This window comes from Streptomyces sp. NPDC057137 (assembly GCF_042670825.1).
In the GTDB taxonomy this organism is placed as follows: Bacteria; Actinomycetota; Actinomycetes; order Streptomycetales; family Streptomycetaceae; genus Streptomyces.
Genome location: NZ_JBHUUW010000080.1, coordinates 1 through 18,123, shown reverse-complemented (window position 1 = coordinate 18,123; position 18,123 = coordinate 1). Strand labels below are relative to the sequence as shown.

At 70.4% G+C, this 18,123-nt stretch carries 16 protein-coding genes; 10 read left to right on the top strand and 6 right to left on the bottom strand.

The window, feature by feature from the left end; genetic code table 11:
- Window positions 1-78: 78 nt before the first annotated feature.
- The 6 genes from ACFT9I_RS35685 (at window position 79) to ACFT9I_RS35660 (ending at window position 5,642) form a co-directional block, all read left to right on the top strand.
- Window positions 79-1,017 carry an esterase/lipase family protein gene (locus tag ACFT9I_RS35685; RefSeq protein WP_382571436.1) on the top strand — a complete coding sequence of 313 codons (939 nt, stop codon included), beginning with the start codon at window positions 79-81 and terminating at the stop codon, window positions 1,015-1,017.
- 85 nt (window positions 1,018-1,102) lie between these two features.
- A complete protein-coding gene (locus ACFT9I_RS35680; RefSeq protein WP_382571435.1) occupies window positions 1,103-2,065 on the top strand; it encodes an ADP-ribosylglycohydrolase family protein in 963 nt (320 codons plus the stop codon).
- Between the two features lie 75 nt (window positions 2,066-2,140).
- Window positions 2,141-2,785 (top strand): alpha-ketoglutarate-dependent dioxygenase AlkB family protein, encoded by a 645-nt coding sequence (locus tag ACFT9I_RS35675; protein WP_382571434.1) that lies wholly within the window; start codon window positions 2,141-2,143, stop codon window positions 2,783-2,785.
- Between the two features lie 88 nt (window positions 2,786-2,873).
- Entirely contained in the window at window positions 2,874-3,587 is a 714-nt protein-coding gene (locus ACFT9I_RS35670; protein ID WP_382571433.1) for a GntR family transcriptional regulator, read from the top strand.
- A 58-nt stretch (window positions 3,588-3,645) separates the two neighbouring features.
- On the top strand, window positions 3,646-4,653 hold the full coding sequence (locus ACFT9I_RS35665) for a 1-aminocyclopropane-1-carboxylate deaminase (RefSeq protein WP_382571432.1): 1,008 nt from the start codon (window positions 3,646-3,648) through the stop codon (window positions 4,651-4,653).
- Between the two features lie 245 nt (window positions 4,654-4,898).
- Window positions 4,899-5,642, top strand: coding sequence for a carbonic anhydrase (locus tag ACFT9I_RS35660; RefSeq protein WP_382571455.1), 744 nt, complete (start codon window positions 4,899-4,901; stop codon window positions 5,640-5,642).
- A 25-nt stretch (window positions 5,643-5,667) separates the two neighbouring features.
- On the opposite strand, the gene ACFT9I_RS35655 is transcribed toward ACFT9I_RS35660, so the two are convergent.
- Window positions 5,668-6,021 (bottom strand): YkvA family protein, encoded by a 354-nt coding sequence (locus ACFT9I_RS35655; RefSeq protein ID WP_382571431.1) that lies wholly within the window; start codon window positions 6,019-6,021, stop codon window positions 5,668-5,670.
- A gap of 526 nt (window positions 6,022-6,547) precedes the next feature.
- Here ACFT9I_RS35655 and ACFT9I_RS35650 point away from each other — a divergent pair.
- The 3 genes from ACFT9I_RS35650 to ACFT9I_RS35640 all read left to right on the top strand — a co-directional run bounded on the left by ACFT9I_RS35650 (window position 6,548) and on the right by ACFT9I_RS35640 (window position 8,975).
- Complete coding sequence (locus ACFT9I_RS35650) at window positions 6,548-7,324, top strand: polysaccharide deacetylase family protein (RefSeq protein WP_382571453.1); 777 nt, start codon at window positions 6,548-6,550, stop codon at window positions 7,322-7,324.
- Window positions 7,325-7,405: 81 nt separating this feature from the next.
- The gene (locus ACFT9I_RS35645) at window positions 7,406-7,849 is read left to right on the top strand and encodes a DNA-binding protein (protein WP_382571430.1); all 444 of its coding nucleotides are present in this window, start codon (window positions 7,406-7,408) and stop codon (window positions 7,847-7,849) included.
- 115 nt (window positions 7,850-7,964) lie between these two features.
- On the top strand, window positions 7,965-8,975 hold the full coding sequence (locus ACFT9I_RS35640; RefSeq protein WP_382571429.1) for a D-cysteine desulfhydrase family protein: 1,011 nt from the start codon (window positions 7,965-7,967) through the stop codon (window positions 8,973-8,975).
- 18 nt (window positions 8,976-8,993) lie between these two features.
- Here ACFT9I_RS35640 and nhaA read toward each other — a convergent pair whose 3' ends face one another.
- From nhaA to thrS, 5 genes are all read right to left on the bottom strand, one after another.
- Entirely contained in the window at window positions 8,994-10,889 is a 1,896-nt protein-coding gene (nhaA, locus tag ACFT9I_RS35635; protein WP_382571428.1) for a Na+/H+ antiporter NhaA, read from the bottom strand.
- Window positions 10,890-11,001: 112 nt separating this feature from the next.
- Entirely contained in the window at window positions 11,002-11,877 is an 876-nt protein-coding gene (locus ACFT9I_RS35630) for an alpha/beta fold hydrolase (RefSeq protein WP_382571426.1), read from the bottom strand.
- A gap of 86 nt (window positions 11,878-11,963) precedes the next feature.
- A complete protein-coding gene (locus tag ACFT9I_RS35625; RefSeq protein WP_382571425.1) occupies window positions 11,964-12,665 on the bottom strand; it encodes a CGNR zinc finger domain-containing protein in 702 nt (233 codons plus the stop codon).
- Between the two features lie 298 nt (window positions 12,666-12,963).
- The gene (locus ACFT9I_RS35620) at window positions 12,964-13,155 is read right to left on the bottom strand and encodes a hypothetical protein (RefSeq protein ID WP_382571423.1); all 192 of its coding nucleotides are present in this window, start codon (window positions 13,153-13,155) and stop codon (window positions 12,964-12,966) included.
- A 79-nt stretch (window positions 13,156-13,234) separates the two neighbouring features.
- On the bottom strand, window positions 13,235-14,455 hold the full coding sequence (gene thrS / locus ACFT9I_RS35615) for a threonine--tRNA ligase (protein ID WP_382571422.1): 1,221 nt from the start codon (window positions 14,453-14,455) through the stop codon (window positions 13,235-13,237).
- A gap of 345 nt (window positions 14,456-14,800) precedes the next feature.
- On the opposite strand from thrS, the gene ACFT9I_RS35610 reads away from it, so the two are divergent.
- Window positions 14,801-18,073, top strand: a complete 3,273-nt coding sequence (locus ACFT9I_RS35610) for a LamG-like jellyroll fold domain-containing protein (RefSeq protein ID WP_382571420.1) — start codon at window positions 14,801-14,803, stop codon at window positions 18,071-18,073.
- Window positions 18,074-18,123 lie beyond the last annotated feature (50 nt).

The following is an 18,123-nucleotide window of genomic DNA, read 5'->3' as shown; positions in this document are numbered from 1 at the left end:
TCCTCCGGCGTCGCGTCCCTGACTCCGAAGCCGGGATGAAATGCGGGCCGACCGGGGGCCTCACGCGTAGGAGTCCCGTTGAAGCTCAGACATGTCGCCGCCGCGCTGGCCGGATCCGCGGTTCTCGCCGTCGCGGCGGCGGCGCCCTCGTCCTCCTCGCCCTCCGTGCCGGAAGGCACCGTCCGCGCGGCGGCCCCCAACACCGGCCTGGCGCAGTTCTCCGCGGCGTTCACCCGGTCGCAGGCCGCCCCCGAGACGGCGCCGCGCGGCGCCAACGACTGGGCCTGCGAGCCCAGCGCCGCTCACCCGCGTCCCGTCGTGCTGATCCACGGCACCTGGGCGAACGCCTACGCCAACTGGTCCGGGCTGTCACCCGTACTGAAGCGGGCCGGCTACTGCGTCTACGCCCTCAACTACGGCGCACCCGACGGTGATGTCTTCAAGGCCAGGGGCCACATCCCCGAGTCCGCCAAGGAGGTGGCCGCCTTCGTCGACAAGGTGCTGGACGCCACCGGCGCGGAGAAGGCGGACCTGGTCGGGCACTCCCAGGGCGGCGGTCTGCTGCCGCGCTGGTATCTGAAGTTCGACGGCGGCGCCGCGAAGACCCACCGGCTGGTGGGCATCGCGCCGAGCAACCACGGGACGACGGCGTCGGGCATGGCGTCCCTCGCCAAGTCGTTGCGCGTGCTGGACACCACGGCACAGATGGCCGGGCAGGCGGCGAAGGACCAGACCGTCGGTTCCGACGTCAACGCCCGGCTGGACGCCGACGGTGACACCGTGCCCGGCGTCCGCTACACGACCGTCGTCACGCGCACCGACGAGGTGGTCACGCCCTACCGCCAGCAGTACCTCGCGGCGGGCCCCGACGCCCCGGTGGACAATCTCACCCTCCAGGACGCGTGCCCGATCGACATGAGCGCGCACCTGGGCATCGCCTACAGCACGGTCATGTACCGCCTCGTACTCAACGCCCTCGATCCGGCGAACGCCCGCACGGCGAGCTGCCTCAGCTGAGTGCGGTCACCGGCCCGGAGCGGTCGGCGAAGGGGACACCAAAAGGGATGTACGGCCGGAGGCCGCGCACGGCAGCATGAGGCGCATGACGCCACCGACGCGACCTCCGGCCCGGCCCGGTACGACCCCCGTCACGCCCTCGCCGAACTCGCCGGCCACTCCGGCCGCCCTGCCCTCGTCCGGCCGGGAGGCGGCCCGCCGGAGTCTCGAAGGGCTCGCACTCGGCGACGCCTTCGGCGAGCGCTGGTTCCCGCTCTTCCGCGACCGGTCGCGGGCGTACGCGGAGATCAAGGCCCGCATCACGCCGCAGGAGCCCGAGTGGCACTGGACCGACGACACGGCGATGGCCCTCGCCGTCCAACGGGTCCTCGACCAGGGCGGCTTCATCGACCAGGACCGTCTCGCCCTTTGCTTCGCGCTCACCTTCGACGCCGACCCGGGGCGCGGCTACGGGCACGGCATGCACATCCTGCTGCCCCAACTCCTCGTGGAACCGGCGAGTTGGCGGACCCTCGCGCCCACCCTCTTCGAGGGCGGCAGCCTCGGGAACGGGGCGGCGATGCGCGTCGCGCCCCTCGGCGCACGGTTCGCGGACGACCCCGAACGCGTCGTGGAACAGGCCACGTTGTCGGCCGAGGTCACCCACGCCCATCCGCAGGGCATCGCGGGCGCCGTGGCCGTCGCGGTCGCCGCGGCACTCTCGGCCCGCGGTGAACTGACGATCGCGGCGGTCGCGGAGGCGACCCCTCAGGGACCGGTACGGGACGGCCTCGCGCGGGCGGTGGACGTGCCCTTCGACACCGAGCCGTGGAAGGCGTCGGACATCCTCGGCAACGGACAGCGCATCCGGGCCGACGACACCGTCCCGTTCGCCGTCTGGACGGCGGCCAGGCACCACGACGACCTGGAGGCCGCGCTGTGGGCGACGGCCGAGGCCTTCGGCGACGTCGACACGACGTGCGCCATCACGGGCGGCATCGTGGGCGCGCGTACGGGGGTGGACGGCGCGCCGCGTGAGTGGCTGGACCGGCGGGAGGGGCTGAGCTGAGGCCGGTCTTCACACTGGTGTCCAGCCGGGGCAAGTAATCGTTCATACGTTCGAATGTGTGGTTATGCTGGACGTATGGCAGCGCACGCGCAGGGTTCACTCTTCGACCAGACCGACGAGATCCGGCTCGGTCCGCTCACGGACGTCCGGCGGACCGTCCTCGGCGACGGGGCGTGGATCGATCTGCTCCCCGGCTGGCTCGGCGGGGCCGACGCGCTGTACGAGGAGCTGGCCTCCGGCGTGCCGTGGCGGGCCGAGCGGCGGCGGATGTACGAGCGGGAGGTGGCGGTGCCGCGGCTGCTCGCCTTCTACGGAGAGCGGGGCGACGGTACGCGGGAGGCGCTGCCGCACCCGGTCCTGGACGAGGCGCGCGACGCGCTGAGCGCGTACTACGCCGGTGAGTTGGGCGAGCCGTTCGCGACCGCCGGACTCTGCTACTACCGCGACGGCCATGACGGCGTCGCCTGGCACGGCGACCGGACGGGCCGGGGCTCGCACGAGGACACCATGGTCGCGATCCTGTCCGTCGGTGCCCCACGCGATCTGGTGCTACGGCCCCGCCACCGCCACGGCACCGTCGTCCGCCGGCCGCTCGGCCATGGCGACCTCATCGTGATGGGCGGCTCCTGTCAGCGCACCTGGGAGCATGCGATCCCCAAGACGACGCGCGCCGTGGGCGCGCGCATCAGCGTCCAGTTCCGGCCGCGCGGCGTGAGCTGACCGCCGCGCCCGGCCGCCCGGACCCGTTCCGCTCCGGCGACCAGGCTCGTTCTTGACGTTCCGACGCTGGCGATGTGCAATATATTGCATGCCGGTACCCCAGAGCCGAGGGCTCGTCTCCAGATCGCTCCTCCGGGAGAACGCCTACAAGGCCCTCAGAGACGCGATCGTCGACGGCATACTCACGCCGGGGGAGCGGCTCAACGACAGCGATCTCGTGGAGTGGCTGGGCATCAGCCGCACCCCCATCCGGGAGGCGCTGACACGTCTGGAACAGACCGGTCTCGTACGGACCAAGCCCGGCCGCTACACGATCGTCAGCCCACTGGACCTCCGGGCCGCCCGGGGCGCGCAGTCCGTCACCGCCGCCATGCACGAACTGGCCGTACGGGAAGCCCTGCCCAACCTGTCCACGGCCGAACTCGACGCCATGCGCGACGCCAACACCCGCTTCGCCTCCGCCCTGAACAGGAACGACGTGGACGCGGCACTGGCCGCCGACGACGTGTTCCACGGCGTCGCCGTCACCGCGAGCGCGAACCAGGCCCTGCGCGCCGTGCTCGAACAGTTCACACCGGTGCTGCGCCGCGTCGAGCGGCTGCGCTTCTCCTCACTGAGCGGCCGGGGCTCGGTCGCCCAGCACGACCGGATCGTCGAACTGTGCGCCGCCGGCGACGTGGACGGAGCCGCGGCGGCCACCCGCGCCAACTGGGAGACGCTCGCCCCGCTTCTGGACGCCCTGCCGTCCGACGACAGCGGCGACGGCCACGACAACGGCGACGGCGACGAGCACGAGGCCTGACCCGCGACGCCCCCCCCTGGGCCCCGCCCGCACCCCGCCACGACCTCAGGAGCATCAGATGAACCTCGACGGCTTCCCGCGTCATCCCCTCCTCTTCGGCCCCAGCCCCGTCCACCCGCTCGACCGCCTCACCGCCCACCTCGGCGGCGCCCGTATCTGGGCCAAGCGCGAGGACTGCAACAGCGGTCTCGCGTACGGCGGGAACAAGACCCGCAAGCTGGAGTATCTGGTCCCCGACGCCCTCGCGCAGGGTGCCGACACCCTCGTCACCATCGGCGGCATCCAGTCCAACCACACACGGCAGGTCGCGGCCGTCGCCGCCCGGCTCGGGCTGAAGGCGGTTCTGGTCCAGGAGAGTTGGGTCGACTGGCCCGACGCCGTCAACGACAAGGTCGGCAACATCCTGCTCTCCCGCATGATGGGCGCCGAAGTGCGCCTGGCCGACGCGGGGTTCGGCATCGGCGAGAAGGACAGCTGGCACCGCGCCCTGGCCGATGTGAAGGCCGGGGGCGGCACCCCGTACGCGATCCCGGCCGGCGCCTCGGACCATCCCCTCGGCGGGCTCGGCTTCGCCAACTGGGCCTACGAGGTCGAGCGCCAGGAGCGCGAACTGGGCGTCTTCTTCGACACGATCGTGGTGTGCAGCGTCACGGGCAGCACACAGGCGGGCATGATCGCGGGGTTCGCCGGCCAGGACCGTCCCCGCAGGATTCTCGGCATCGACGCCTCGGCCAAGATCGACGAGACCTACGCCCAGGTCGCGAGGATCGCCCGCGCGACCGCCGAACTCATCGGCCTGGGAAGGGACGTGCGGGACGACGAGATAACCGTCCTGGACGGCTGGGCCGGGGACCTCTACGGCATTCCGGTGGAGTCCACGCTCGATGCCGTCCGGCTCACGGGCTCCCTGGAGGGCATGATCATCGACCCGGTGTACGAGGGGAAGTCGATGGCCGGGCTGATCGATCTCGTACGCGGGGGAGACATCCCGGCGGCCTCGAACGTGCTGTACGCGCACCTCGGCGGCCAGCCCGCCCTCAACGCGTACAGCGGTGTCTTCCACTGAGCGGCGGTAGCTGAACGGAACGTGTCGTCAAGGTGAACTCCAGTCGCTCCAGGCGCAGTTCGGCCTCGCGGACTGCCTCGCGCGCGCACGCGCGAGAAGCGTTTCGTCGATCACTGGACGTCGCGAATCGATCGTCAGTGGTCACGCTCAGGTCATTTATAGCCAAGGGATATTCAAGAGACACCCAAGACTTCCCATGTATGAAAGTCCTTTAATGTTACGGGCGTTAACGTCCGTGCGTGAAGATGACCACACATGCTCAGATGCCGGTGGCGACCAGCCGCCGCGCGCTGCTCCGCGCCTCCGTTGCCACCGCGGCGGTCGCCACCGCGGCCGGAAGCGGACTCATCGCCGGTTCGCCGGCGGGTGCCGCCACCCGGACTCCCACTTCGCGTTCCAAGAGGCCCACCACTCCCGCCGCCGCGCTGGCGGAACTCTCCACGGGCAACCGCCGGTGGCGCACCTTCAATCAGCACCACCCGAACGAGTCGCAGTCCGTGCGGCAGGCGTTGGTGTCCGGCCAGGACCCCTTCGCGCTGATACTCGGCTGCATCGACTCGCGCGTACCGCCGGAGCTGGTCTTCGACCAGGGGCTCGGCGACCTCATGACCGTCCGTTCCGCCGGTGAGGTCCTGGACGAGGCTGTCCGCGGCAGCATCGCCTACGGCGTCCTGGAGCTGGGCATCCCGCTGGTCCTGGTCCTCGGGCACCAGTCCTGCGGCGCCGTCGCCGCCGCCGTGCACGCGGAGGAGACGGGCGAGCCCCTGCCCGCCCACATCCAGTATCTGGCCGACCAGATCAAGCCCGCGATCGACCACTCGCAGGAGGGCGACGCGCGCGTGGACGCCACGGTCAACGCCCAGGTGGAGCTGGTCCGTTCAAGCCTGGCGGCGGACGCCGACCTCGCCGCCAAGGTGGCCGCGGGTGAGCTTGAGATAGTCGGCGCGCGCTACGAACTGAACACCCAGCTGGTCCACCGGCTCAGCTGATCAATCGGAGCCCCGCAGGGCTCCTTCACGGGGAACCGAGGGATCGCGGACGAGTGCTTCTCGTCCGCGATCCTTTGCGTTCACGGCCCTGGACGTGAGCCACCGCACCGGCCGACGCCGCGTGCAGGGAGCGCAGGGCGAGCAGCAGGACGCCGATGTCGTCGAGGTAGACGGGGTCGGGCAGCAGGTCGACGGGGCTCACCACATAGATGAGGGCTCCCCAGTACGCGGCGCGGTTGGTCAGCGGCACCCCTGCCTGGAGCAGCAGCCGGCGGGTCCGGAAGACCTTGACGAACAGAACGACCGTCGCGACGAGCATCGCGACGACCGCGACCGCGACGGCGGCGACGACCAGGGTGAACGTGAGGTTGGCGTCCATCGTCTCCGCGGCCTCCTGCTGAGAGGGCCCGGGGCCCGCCTTTCGGCTCGGGACCTGGACCTCGGCTGTCCCGGACCGTGTTCCCGTAACGGGGCACTCCAACGTACGAATTGAGCGGGTTCACCGTGTTGCCGTCCTTCGATGGGCGACTTCCGGACCTCTATGCACTCCGCGTATACAGCGTGTGTATAGTGACTCGCATGTCATGGGACCCCGCCTGGCCTGGCTTGTTCTGCCCTGCCCGGCCCCATCCGGCCGCCCCCGCGCCCGCTCGCGGTGACGGGATCCGGATGTAAGCACTCGCCCTTCTGAGGGCCACTTCCTTCACGCGGCGCCCCCGCGCCCCACTCCCGCACAACCCCGCTCGCGCGCACCGTCGCGGGACCCCGGGGCGGGTTCCGTCGCGCCGGTTCCGCCCGTACGGCCGCATGCCGCGAACCACAGACGCAGAACACAGGCGCAGAACACAGACACAGCACGCAGAGAGAGCTCCGCCATGCCCAAAAACGCCACACCCAGCTCCGCCATGCCCGAAAACGGCTCATTCGCACCCGTGCGCCGTACGGCCGCCGCCGCGCTCGCCGTCGTCGCGACCCTTGCCTTGACCCTCACCGGCTGCGGGACGCAGACCGTCTCGCCCGCCTCGGTCAGAGGTGACGCGGCTGGTGACGGCAAGGGGGCGTACGGCTCCGTCGACTGCGCCAAGGCCAAGTGCATCGCCCTCACCTTCGACGCCGGCCCCGGCAAGGACACGCCCCGGCTGCTGGACATCCTCAAGGAGAAGAAGGTGCCGGCCACCTTCTTCCTGCTGGGAAAGAACCACGTTCTGGCCCATCCCGACACCGTGCGCCGCATCGCCGACGAGGGGCACGAAGTCGCCAACCACACCTGGAGCCACGGCATACTCACCGATCTCGACCGGGACGGGATACGTGAGGAACTCGGACGCACACAGAACGCCATCGCCAAGATCACCGGGCACAGGCCCACGCTGATGCGCCCGCCCCAGGGCCGTACCAACGACGACGTCACGGACATCTCCCGTGACCTCGGCCTGTCGCAAATCCTGTGGAGCGCCACGGCCAAGGACTACTCCACGACCGACTCCGCCCTCATCGAGCGCCGCATCCTCGACGACGCGTCCGCCGACGGGATCATCCTGCTCCACGACATCTACGACGGGACGGTTCCGGCCGTGCCCGGGATCATCGAGAAGTTGAAGAAGCGTGGCTTCACCTTCGTGACCGTTCCCCAGCTCTTCGCGCCGGCGGTCCCGAAGCCGGGCGAGGTGTACCGCCCGTGAGTCACGGGTCGAACAGGTATTGAACGAACTGTTCAACACGATCAGTTGACACTGTGATGTGTGTCGAAGCATGCTTGCCGTATGCCATCGACACCTGACCAGCACGCCTCCGACCCCTTCACCGCTCCGCACCCGGACCAGGCCCGTGCGCACCGCGTGCACGCGTCCCTGTTCCGTATCGCCGAGCGGCACGCGGCCACCGACGCTCAGCGCCGCAGGCAGGCGCACCCGTCCGTCATCGCGCCGCACGAAGCCGTCCGGCTGGTGTCGTTCCTGCTCAGCGGGGCGGCGAAGCCTGAGGAGGGGGAGCCGGAGGTGGACCGGGCCGACATCACCGCCGCACTGAGCCTCGTACCGCGCGCCCGTGGGGACATGGACGAACTGGAAGCGGGACTGCTCCAGATGGCGCGGGGCAGGGGGATGACCTGGCAGGAGGTCGCTTTCGGTCTCGGTCTCGGCACTCCGCAGGCCGCTCGCCAGCGCTATGAACGGCTGGTCGGGCGCACGTCCACCGACACCGAATAGACCACCGGACCACGAGGCCCACGAGGACCGGTAGGTCGGCGTGGCTGTCCGGCGCGGCGCGCGGGGCAGGACGCCGCGAGCGGCGAGTCGCGGATCGGGCAGGCAGAGTAGAACCATGGTGACCACGTCTACGGGCGGCGTCGAGCCGCCCCGCGCCACGCTCGGCAGCTGGCCGACCCCGCTCGAACCGATGCCACGCCTGGCCCGCGCACTCGGCCTCGGCGCCGACGACCTGTGGGTCAAACGCGACGACCTCGTCGGCCTCGGCGGCGGTGGCAACAAGGTACGCAAACTGGAATGGACCTGCGGGGCGGCGCTGGCCGACGGCGCCACGGTCCTCGTGACGACCGGCGCGCCGCAGAGCAACCACGCCCGCCTCACCGCGGCGGCCGGCGCCCGGCTGGGGCTCGACGTCGTTCTCGTACTCGCCGGCGGACCCGGATCGTCCGAGTCCGGCAATCTCACGCTCGACGGCCTGTTCGGCGCGCGGGTGGTGTGGGCCGGCGAAGGCGGCAGGGACGAGACAGCCGCCACCGCCCGGCATGTGGCGGGCACGCTGCGGGACCGGGGCGCCGTCCCCGCGCTGATCCCCTTCGGCGGCACCAGCGTGCTCGGCGCGCGCGGCTACGTCGAGTGCGGACAGGAAATCCTCACCCAGGCACCCGACCTGACGTCCGTCGTGGTCGCGCTCGGCTCCGGCGGCACCATGGCCGGACTGGTCGACGCGCTGGGGCCCGAGCGGGTACTGGGCGTCGACTGCGGAGCCGTCGACGAGCCGGCCCGCGTCGTGTCGGACCTGGTCTCCGGGCTCTCCGGTACGCACTTCTCCCCGGAGTCCCTGCGTATCCGCCTCGACCAGGTCGGCGCCGGTTATCCCGCGCTCACCGAACCGGTCATGACCGCCCTCACCCTGGCCGCCCGCACCGAGGGCATGGTGCTCGACCCCACCTACACCGGTCGCGCGATGGCCGGGCTGACGGCCGCGGTCAATTCCGGTGAGATCACACCGGGCAGCCGTACGGTCTTCCTGCACTCGGGCGGCCTGCCCGGCCTCTTCGGCCACCGCCCCACCCTTGCCCGCGCGGCGGCCGAACTGGCCGTGGACGGCGACCCGTTGAACACCTGAGGGAACGGCTCTCCGGCGTCATGACTCCGGCTCGGTGAGCGCCGCCTGCTGCCGGGCGGTGCGCACCGCCGCCGAGAGATGGTCGATGTCGTACGCCCCGTGGTGGCGGCGCCCGTTGATGAAGAACGTCGGCGTCCCGGACACCCCGCTGACGTCGGCCGAGTCCACGTCGTCGGCGATCCGCCCCGCGCCCTTGTGACGCCGCAGGTGCCGCTCGAAGCGCTCGGTGTCCAGACCGAGATCGGCGGCGAAGCGCAGCGCGTCCGTGAACCGGAGCGTGCCCTCGCGCGCCAGCAGGAGATCGTGCATGCCCCAGAACGCCCCTTGGTCGTGCGCCGCCTCCGACGCCTCGGCGCCGAGCATCGCACCTGGGTGCACATCGGTCAGCGGCATGTGCCGCCATACGTAGCGGACGTCGCCGAAGTCGGCCAGCAGCTCCCGGATGACCGGTTCGGCCTTCCCGCAGTACGGGCAGTCGAAGTCGCCGTACTCCACGACCGTGACCGGGGCGTCCAACGGGCCGCGGATCTTGTCGAGTTCGGGATCGACCATGACCGCGAGGTCGACGATCGACTCGGCCGTGCCGAGCAGGGCGCGGTTACGGCGCCGCTTCGGCAGCAGCCCGATCACGGCGCTGACGGCCCAGGTCACCGCGAACGCGCAGATCAGGGCGGTGAGCGTGCCGATCTTCGCGTTCTCCAGCTGTTCACCGTCGAAGGCCAGGGTGGCGATCAGCAGCGACACCGTGAACCCGGCACCCGCGATTGTCCCGCCGGCGGCGACGGCGCCCCAGCCCACGGGCGGGCGCAGCCGGCCGTGGCTGAGGCGCGCGGTCAGCCACGAGGCGGTGAGGACCGCGATCGGTTTGCCGACGACGAAGGCGCACACGATGCCCAGCGTGACGGGGGAGGTGAACGCCTGCGACAACTCCTCGGCGGTGATCGGGATACCGGCGTTGGCCAGCGCGAACACCGGCACGATCACATAGCTGGACCATGGGTGGTACATCCGCAGCAGCCGGTCGTTCGGCGAGATCGCCGACGCCAGCCCGATCCGCGCGGAGCGTTCGAGCTCCGGCGTCGGCTGTTCCCTGAACCGGCGGAAGAGGCCGCTGGCCCGTTCCAGATCCCCGCGGGCGGCGGGATACGCGGAGGTGAGCAGCCCCATGATCAGCCCGATGACGACGGGGTCGACACCGGACTCCCACAGCGCGACCCACGCGGCCGCCGCCAGCAGCGCGTACCAGCCGCCCTGGCGTACGCCCTGGTAGCGCAGCAGCACGATCACACCGAGGATGCCGATGGCCACGACCAGCGCGACGGGATGGACGCGCTCGCTGTAGGCGAAGGTGATGACCCCGAGAGCCACGAAGTCGTCGACGACGGTCACGGCCAGGATGAACGTACGCAGCCCCGTGGGCAGCCGCCTGCCGAGCAGGGCGAGCATGCCCAGGGCGAAGGCCGTGTCCGTGGACATCGCGGCACCCCAGCCGTGGGTGGTGCCGTGCCCGGCGTTGACGAGGAGATAGATCGCGACGGGCACGAGCATGCCGCTGACCCCGACGAACACGGGCAGCGCGATCCGCCGCCCGTCGCGCAGCTCGCCCATGTCCCGTTCGCGGCGCGCCTCAAGCCCGACGACGAAGAAGAACACCGCCATCAGACCGCTGTTGACCCAGTCGCGTACTTCGAGAGACAGACTCCGCGACCCGAACGACAGCCCCACGTGCGTCCGCCAGAAGCGGTCGTACGACGAGAGGTCGGCGTTCGCCCAGGCGAGCGCGGCGATCACCGCGACCAGCAGGACGGCCGCGCTCCCGGTCTCGGTACGCAGGAACGCCCGCCACGGCGTCCGCGTCGGCCCACCGCACTCGGTCCGCCCGGTGTATTCGGCGGCTGATGAGGAATCCGTCATTTCTGGATTCTCCACTCGCCGTGCGGGCGGGACGGGCAGTGCGCGGTGTGTCGGCCGGGGCTCTTGCCTTGGCGGGTGTCCTGTCGTTCTCGCCGGGGGCGGACCCGGTTCGTCAGCCGGCCGGCAGGTCCGCCTTCGCGAGGAACGTGCGGATCAGCTCGGCGACCTCGTCCAGCGCGCTTTCGAGCAGGAAGTGGCCTCCGTCGACGAGGTGCACCTGCGCGTCGGGCACATCGGCGGTGAACGCCTCCGCGCCGGCCGGGCCGAAGATCTCGTCGTTCTTGCCCCAGACGGCCAGCAGCGGAGGCCGGCGGTCACGCAGATAGGCGTGCAGGGGCGGGTAGAGCGGCAGGTTGTTGGCGTAGTCGAGCAGCAGCTTCAGCTGGACGCGGTCGTTGCCAGGACGCGAGACGAGAGCGTGGTCGTGCAGCCAGGTGTCGGGGCTGACGAGGCTCGGGTCCGGTACGCCGTGCAGATACTGCCACTTGATCGTGTCCAGGCTGAGGGCCTCTCGGATGGCGCCCACGGTCTCGGGGGTCTGTTCGCGCCAGTAGGCGCGGGCGGTCCCCCAGAAGTTCTCGACGAGGCCCGCCTCGTACCCGTTGCCGTTCTGCGTGATGATCGCCGTGATGGCGTCCGGGTCCTTGAGCGCCAGGCGCCAGCCGATGGGGGCGCCGTAGTCCTGGACGTACATGGCGTACCGGGACACCCCGAGTCCGGCGAGCAGTTGCCCGGTCAGGTCGGCGAGGGCGTCGAAGGTGTAGTCGAACTCCCCGACCTGCGGCGCGTCGGACAGACCGAAGCCGAGGTGGTCGGGGGCGATGACGTGATAGCGGTCCGCCAGCTCCGGGATGAGGTGGCGGAACATGAACGAGCTGGTGGGGAAGCCGTGCAGCAGGACGAGCACGGGCGCGTCGGCCGGGCCGGCCTCCCGGTAGAACAGCTCTCGGCCCTGGACGGTCGCGTAGCGGTGATGGACGTTGACCATGACGGACTCCTTGTCTGAGGCCCCGAGTGTCTGTGTCGGTTCGCATCCCTGCGGGGCGCCTGTTCACGCCCCTGCGGGGTGTCGGCTCACGCCTTCGCCGCCTCGCCGGCGTCGCGGTGGCGCCGGTAGTGGCGGGCCACCCGGGCGCGGTTTCCGCAGTCGGCGGAACACCACTCCCGGCGTGGGTGGGAGCGCACGAAATACAGCACGCAGCGCGGACCGTGGCAGGCCCGCAACTCGGCCCTGCCGGGCCCGGTGAAGAGGCGTACCCCCTCCTCCGCGACGCGCGAGAGGATCCGCGCGTACGGGGTGCCGTTCGTGACATCCGTACGGGTCGGCCCGACGGCCCCGGTCCACTCCAGTGCGGACCAGGAGGGCGCGTACGCGCAGGCTTCGTTGACGGCGGCGACCGCCGTCGTGAGGGGGGCGGCGTCGGACGCGACGCCGGGGACGGTGTCCGGGGCGAGCCCCGCGCCACGCGTGTCCCGTGTGTCGCCGGTCGTGACGGCGGCGAGGAGGCGCAGCGCGTCGCGCAGCCGCCGGAACCGTCGGAGATCTTCCGCCGACGGGTTCGGCAGCTGCGCGAGGGACGGTCCGCCGGCCGTTGAGAGGCGCGGCTGGACGCCGCGCAGCCAGGCCGCGAGACCTTCGGGATGTGTCAGCTCGTCGTGTACGCCGTCCCGGCCGACCCAGATCGTGTTCATGAGCTCGACCGGCAGAGGCTCACCCAGCAGCGGAGCCGCTGTCTGGGGCGGGGACTCGGGCGTACCGGGCTGAATGCTCTCCATACAGACGACTGTAGTGCGGAACCTAATGGTTGTCGACTGGAGTAAGCATGTGGATCCGGTGGTGGAGGGTCAGCGTCGACGCAGAAGCATGACGACGACGATGACGATCAGGATGACGACGACTGTTCCAAGACCTATGTACATCTGAGACTCCCCATTCTTGATACCGCCGAGTGCGGTTCGGTCCGGAGGGCCGGCCGTCTGCCGGCCTTCCGTCCCTGAGCACCGGGTACCCCGTCAATCGCCTCCCAGCGGTCGACGGGGTGAGACCAACGAGACATCCTCCGGGCCCGACCGGTCAGGAGGGGCGGCGCCGCACCTGGGTCCACTCCGCGAACCACCAGACGAACGCGACCAGCGCCGCCCACGGCAGTGCGTGTACGACGGCCGTGAGCCAGGGCAGATCCCCGCGGAACCGCTCCACCCCGGCCGTCGCGGCCCAACTCGCCAGCAGGACCAGCAGGATTCGGATACGTCGGTGCTTCAACATGAGAACCGGCTACCCAAGATCATGAGCCGGACGCACGACGGCCGGCCTCGTTCTGCTGTTCACTCTCTCGTTCGCCCTCCTACTTCTCCTCCCAGAGATCGGTGCTGAAGGCACCGACCAGCGCGCCGACACGCGCGAGCAGTTCGCCCGCCGGCAGGGCGTCCACGCGCCGCCCGTCCCGCAGTCGCAGCGCGACCGAGTCCCCGGCGGCCTCCCGCGCCCCGATCACCGCCTGGTACGGCACCAGCCTGGCCGCCCTGATCCGCGCGCCCAGGGTGCCGTGCTCCGGCCCCGAGACCTCCGCCCGCAGCCCTTGCGCGGCACAGCGCTCCACGAGCCGTTCCGCCTGCGGCAGTTCGGTGTCGGAGACCGGCAGCACCACGACCTGGGTCGGCGCGAGCCAGCCGGGAAAGGCGCCGCCGTGCCGCTCCACGAGATGCGCGACAGCCCGCTCGACGCTGCCGATGACACTGCGGTGGATCATCACCGGCCGGTGCCTGGCCCCGTCGGCGCCGATGTACCGCAGACCGAACCGCTCGGGCTGGTGGAAGTCGACCTGGACGGTGGACAAGGTCGATTCGCGCCCGGCCTCGTCGGCGATCTGCACATCGATCTTCGGGCCGTAGAACGCCGCCTCGCCCTCCACCGCCTCGTACGCGACGCCCGAGCTGTCCAGCACCTCGGTCAGCAGCGCCGCGGACCGCTCCCACAGGGCCGGATCGGCGACGTACTTCCCGCCGGGTCCCGGCAGCGAGAGCCGGAACCGCGCCGGGCGGATGCCGAGCGCGTCGTACGCCCGCCGGATCAGCTCCAGCGCGGCCCGCGCCTCCTCGGCCACCTGGTCCACGGTGCAGAAGATATGCGCGTCGTTGAGCTGAATCGACCGTACGCGGGTGAGGCCGCCCAGCACCCCGGACAGCTCGGAGCGGTACATGCCGCCCAACTCGGCCATCCGCAGCGGCAGTTCGCGGTAGCTGTGGGCGCGGGACCGGTAGATCAGCGCATGGTGCGGGCACAGGCTCGGCCGCAGGACGAACTGCTCCCCGCCCAGCTCCATCGGCGGGAACATGTCGTCGCTGTAGTGCGACCAGTGCCCGGAGATCTCGTACAACTCCCGTTTGCCCAGCACCGGCGAGTACACATGCCGGTAGCCCGCGCGCCGCTCCGCACCGCGGATGTACTCCTCCAGGGCGTGCCGCACGGTCGCTCCGTCGGGCAGCCAGTACGGCAGCCCCGCGCCGATCAGCGGGTCGGTGTCGAACAGGCCCAACTCGCGGCCGAGCCTGCGGTGGTCGTGCATGGTGGTCTCCTCGCTGGTGCGGAACGAGTGACCACGCGACGAAGCCCCGGGGCACTCGCCCCGGGGCTTCGAACTGGATCAGCAGTCAGCGCGCCGGGACACTCTCCGGCGTCGTCGTCATGGCGGCACGCTTCATGGGGACGACCGTAGAGCCGAACCCGCGCCACGGCAAACCATTTCTCACGAGCACCATTTCTCACGCACGTCCCGCGAACACCTTGTGTCGTAACTCTGGACACCCGGCGAGCGGTCGTGCTGTCATTCCGCTGCGGACACTTTCCAACGTTGTAATGCCGGGACGAAACCCCTTCCGCCCCCGTCCGCGCGAGGACATCGAGGACTTCCATGAGACGAAAGCCCGCCGCCCGCCCACTGCTGCGCTCCCGCCCCCTGTTCCGCTCACTGCTGCTCGCCGTCGCCCTGCTGCTGCCGACGACCGGCTTCTCCCCGGCCGCGACGGCCGCGGACACCGCGCCCGCCGCCGCGCCCGCCGGCGAGGTGCACGGCCTCAAGGGCGAGTACTTCAGCATGTCCGCGCCCGGCGCGCGCGACTTCGCCGACCTCGGGGGAGTGGCCCTCGACCCGCAGATCGAATTCCCGGGCCTGGCCTCGACGTTCGAGTCGCTGACCGGCCGTACGGAACACACCACCGCCCGCTGGACCGGCAGTATCGAGGCCCCGGCGAGCGGCGACTACACCTTCTACGCGACCGGCGACAACGGCTTCCGCGTCTGGATCGGCGACAAGGCGGTCATCGACCACTGGGAGCCGGACTGGGACAAGGAGCAGACCAGCGCACCGGTCACGCTCACGGCCGGTGAGCCGCAGGAGATCCGCGTCGAGATGTTCCAGGACATCGGCGGCGCGAACATGTTCCTGCGCTGGTCGGGTGCGGGGACCGAGAAGCAGATCGTCCCCGAGTCCGCGTTCACCCCGCCCGCCGACTTCGAGATCTACCCGGTCTCGCTGACGGTCGGGAAGGACGGCCGCCGCGTCCGCGCGACCTTCGAGGACAAGGTCGGCGGCACGATCGCGGCGATCAAGGACCATCTGAAGGTCGAGGTCGACACGACCCCGATGCCGGTCTCCTCCGTCGCCCGCACCCCCGGTGACCCGTACTCCCTGACCGTCACGCTCAAGGAGCCGGTCCAGAAGGACCAGCGGGTCAGCTTCCGTTACGACGGTCAGGGCGGCCTCCAGGTCGGCGGCGAGACCGTGCCGGAGATCATGCGCACGGCGGCCAACGAGTCCACGCACCGGCTCACCACCGAGTGGGGCGACAAGCTCGACCCGGACAACCCGCTGCCCGAGTACCCGCGTCCGCAGCAGGTGCGCGACAACTGGAAGAACCTCAACGGTCCTTGGCAGTTCGCGGGCGCCGAGAAGGACGAGAAGCCCGTCTTCGGCAAGGACCTGGACGAGAAGATCATCGTGCCGTTCCCGGTCGAGTCGCAGCTCTCCGGCCTCGAACGCCACGAAGACCACATGTTCTACCGCAAGCTCGTGACCGTCCCCGCGAACTGGCAGGTCGGCAGCGGCAAGCGGCTGAAGCTCAACTTCGACGCCGTCGACTACGCGACCCGCGTCTGGGTCAACGGCAAGCAGGTCACCGAACACACCGGCGGCTACACGGCGTTCAGCGCCGACATCACCGACGCCCTCCGCAGCGGCGGCAAGGGCCCGCAGGAGATCGTCGTCGCCGTCACGGACACCAACGGCCCCAACCAGCCGATGGGCAAGCAGTCCACCGACCCCGGCGGCATCGTCTACACCCAGTCGTCGGGCATCTGGCAGACGGTCTGGATGGAGCCGGTCGCGAAGGCGGCCGTCGACGAACTCGTCACCACGCCCGACATCGACTCGCGCACCCTGGCCGTCACCGTCAACTCCGCCAAGGCCTCACCGGACGCCAAGGTCAGGGCGGTCGCACGCGACGCGCGCGGGAGGATCGTCTCGACGGTCAGCGGCCGACCCGGCACCGAACTGCGCCTGCCGATCAAGAACCAGCGGCTCTGGACACCGGGCGACCCGTACCTCTACGACCTCGACGTCACCCTCACCGACGGCCGGTCCACCGACAGCGTCGACAGCTACTTCGGTATGCGGTCCGTCGGTATCGAGAAGGTCGGCGGCTACCAGAAGCTCGTACTCAACGGAAAGCCGATCTTCTCCCTCGCCATGCTGGACCAGGGGTTCTGGCCCGACGGCCTCTACACGCAGCCCAGCGACGCGGCCCTCAAGTTCGACCTCGAAGCGCAGAAGAAGCTCGGCTTCAACGCCGTACGCAAGCACATCAAGGTCGAGTCGGCCCGCTTCTACCACCACGCCGACAAGCTCGGACTGCTCGTCTGGCAGGACTTCGTCTCCAGCGACATCACCAGCGAGGCGGGACAGCGGACCTTCGTCGACGAGGGCAAGCAGATGATGCGGCAACTGCACAACTCGCCGTCCGTCATCGGCTGGATCGTCTTCAACGAGGGCTGGGGCGAGTGGAACCGGGAGGAGACCGGCCGGATCGCCGAATCGGTGAAGCAGACCGACCCCTCCCGTATCGTCAACGCGCACAGCGGCGTCAACTGCTGCTCCTCCAAGGGGGATTCGGGCAAGGGCGAGATCATCGACCACCACGACTACGTCAACAACGACGCCCCGTTCCCCGACCACCGCGCCGCGATGGACGGTGAGCACGGCGGCTTCACGCTCCGTACCCCCGGGCACATGTGGCCCGGCCCGCCCGCCGCGATCTACAGCGGGGTGGCCGACAAGGACGCGCTCACCGCGAAGTACGTCCAGAACACCACGGACTTCTACCTCGAAGCGGCGAACGCCGAACTGTCGGGCTCCGTCTACACCCAGGTCAGCGACCTGGAGAACGAACTCAACGGCTTCTACACCTACGACCGCAGGCAGATCAAGGTCGACCCGGCGCGCGTACGCGACATCAACCTGAAGGTCATCAAGGCCGGCGCCGAAGCGGGCGAACGGGACGAGCTGAGCGGCGGCGGACACTGGCCGCTGGACGAGGGGAAGGGCACCAAGGCCACGGACAAGGGCCCGAACGGCAAGGCACTCAGCCTGGTCGGCGGCTCCACCTGGACGCCGGGCGTCAGCGGTTCCGCGCTCGCCTTCGACGGCGACGGCCAGTACGCGCAGACCGAAGGACCGGTCGTCGACACCACCAAGAGCTACTCGGTGTCGGCCTGGGTCACGCTCGACGAACTCCCCGGCAACTACGCGACGGCGGTCAGCCAGGACGGCCGGCGTACGGAGAATCCGTTCTATCTCCAGTACGGCCAGGGCGCGTTCGCCTTCAGCACCCCGGGCGGCAACCGCGCACGGCTGGTGACCGAGCCGGAGACGGACCGCTGGTACCACCTCGTCGGGGTCCGTGACTCGGCGTCGGACGACATCACGCTGTACGTCGACGGCGCACCGGTCGCGACCGCCGCCGCCGGCCCGGTCGACGTGAGCACCGGACCGCTGTCGCTCGGCCGCGCCAAGTACGACGGCGCCAAGGGCGACTTCTGGAACGGATCTATCGACCAGGTGCGTGTCTACGACAAGGCCCTGACGGACAGTCAGGTCAAGACCCTGCACGAGGAGGAACAGCCGCGATAGCGCGGACACACAGAGAGACGTGGTCCCCGGCGAGCCGATCGGCTCGCCGG

Excerpts from the sequence above, each read along its gene's own strand:
- ACFT9I_RS35625 (WP_382571425.1), bottom strand. The coding sequence starts at position 12,665 with ATGGAGAGCATTCAGCCCGGTACGCCCGAGTCCCCGCCCCAGACAGCG.
- ACFT9I_RS35645 (WP_382571430.1), top strand. The coding sequence starts at position 7,406 with ATGCCATCGACACCTGACCAGCACGCCTCCGACCCCTTCACCGCTCCG.
- ACFT9I_RS35610 (WP_382571420.1), top strand. The coding sequence starts at position 14,801 with ATGAGACGAAAGCCCGCCGCCCGCCCACTGCTGCGCTCCCGCCCCCTG.
- thrS (WP_382571422.1), bottom strand. The coding sequence starts at position 14,455 with ATGCACGACCACCGCAGGCTCGGCCGCGAGTTGGGCCTGTTCGACACC.
- nhaA (WP_382571428.1), bottom strand. The coding sequence starts at position 10,889 with ATGACGGATTCCTCATCAGCCGCCGAATACACCGGGCGGACCGAGTGC.
- ACFT9I_RS35660 (WP_382571455.1), top strand. The coding sequence starts at position 4,899 with ATGACCACACATGCTCAGATGCCGGTGGCGACCAGCCGCCGCGCGCTG.
- ACFT9I_RS35680 (WP_382571435.1), top strand. The coding sequence starts at position 1,103 with ATGACGCCACCGACGCGACCTCCGGCCCGGCCCGGTACGACCCCCGTC.
- ACFT9I_RS35655 (WP_382571431.1), bottom strand. The coding sequence starts at position 6,021 with ATGGACGCCAACCTCACGTTCACCCTGGTCGTCGCCGCCGTCGCGGTC.
- ACFT9I_RS35650 (WP_382571453.1), top strand. The coding sequence starts at position 6,548 with ATGCCCGAAAACGGCTCATTCGCACCCGTGCGCCGTACGGCCGCCGCC.
- ACFT9I_RS35665 (WP_382571432.1), top strand. The coding sequence starts at position 3,646 with ATGAACCTCGACGGCTTCCCGCGTCATCCCCTCCTCTTCGGCCCCAGC.
- ACFT9I_RS35675 (WP_382571434.1), top strand. The coding sequence starts at position 2,141 with ATGGCAGCGCACGCGCAGGGTTCACTCTTCGACCAGACCGACGAGATC.
- ACFT9I_RS35640 (WP_382571429.1), top strand. The coding sequence starts at position 7,965 with ATGGTGACCACGTCTACGGGCGGCGTCGAGCCGCCCCGCGCCACGCTC.
- ACFT9I_RS35670 (WP_382571433.1), top strand. The coding sequence starts at position 2,874 with ATGCCGGTACCCCAGAGCCGAGGGCTCGTCTCCAGATCGCTCCTCCGG.
- ACFT9I_RS35620 (WP_382571423.1), bottom strand. The coding sequence starts at position 13,155 with ATGTTGAAGCACCGACGTATCCGAATCCTGCTGGTCCTGCTGGCGAGT.
- ACFT9I_RS35630 (WP_382571426.1), bottom strand. The coding sequence starts at position 11,877 with ATGGTCAACGTCCATCACCGCTACGCGACCGTCCAGGGCCGAGAGCTG.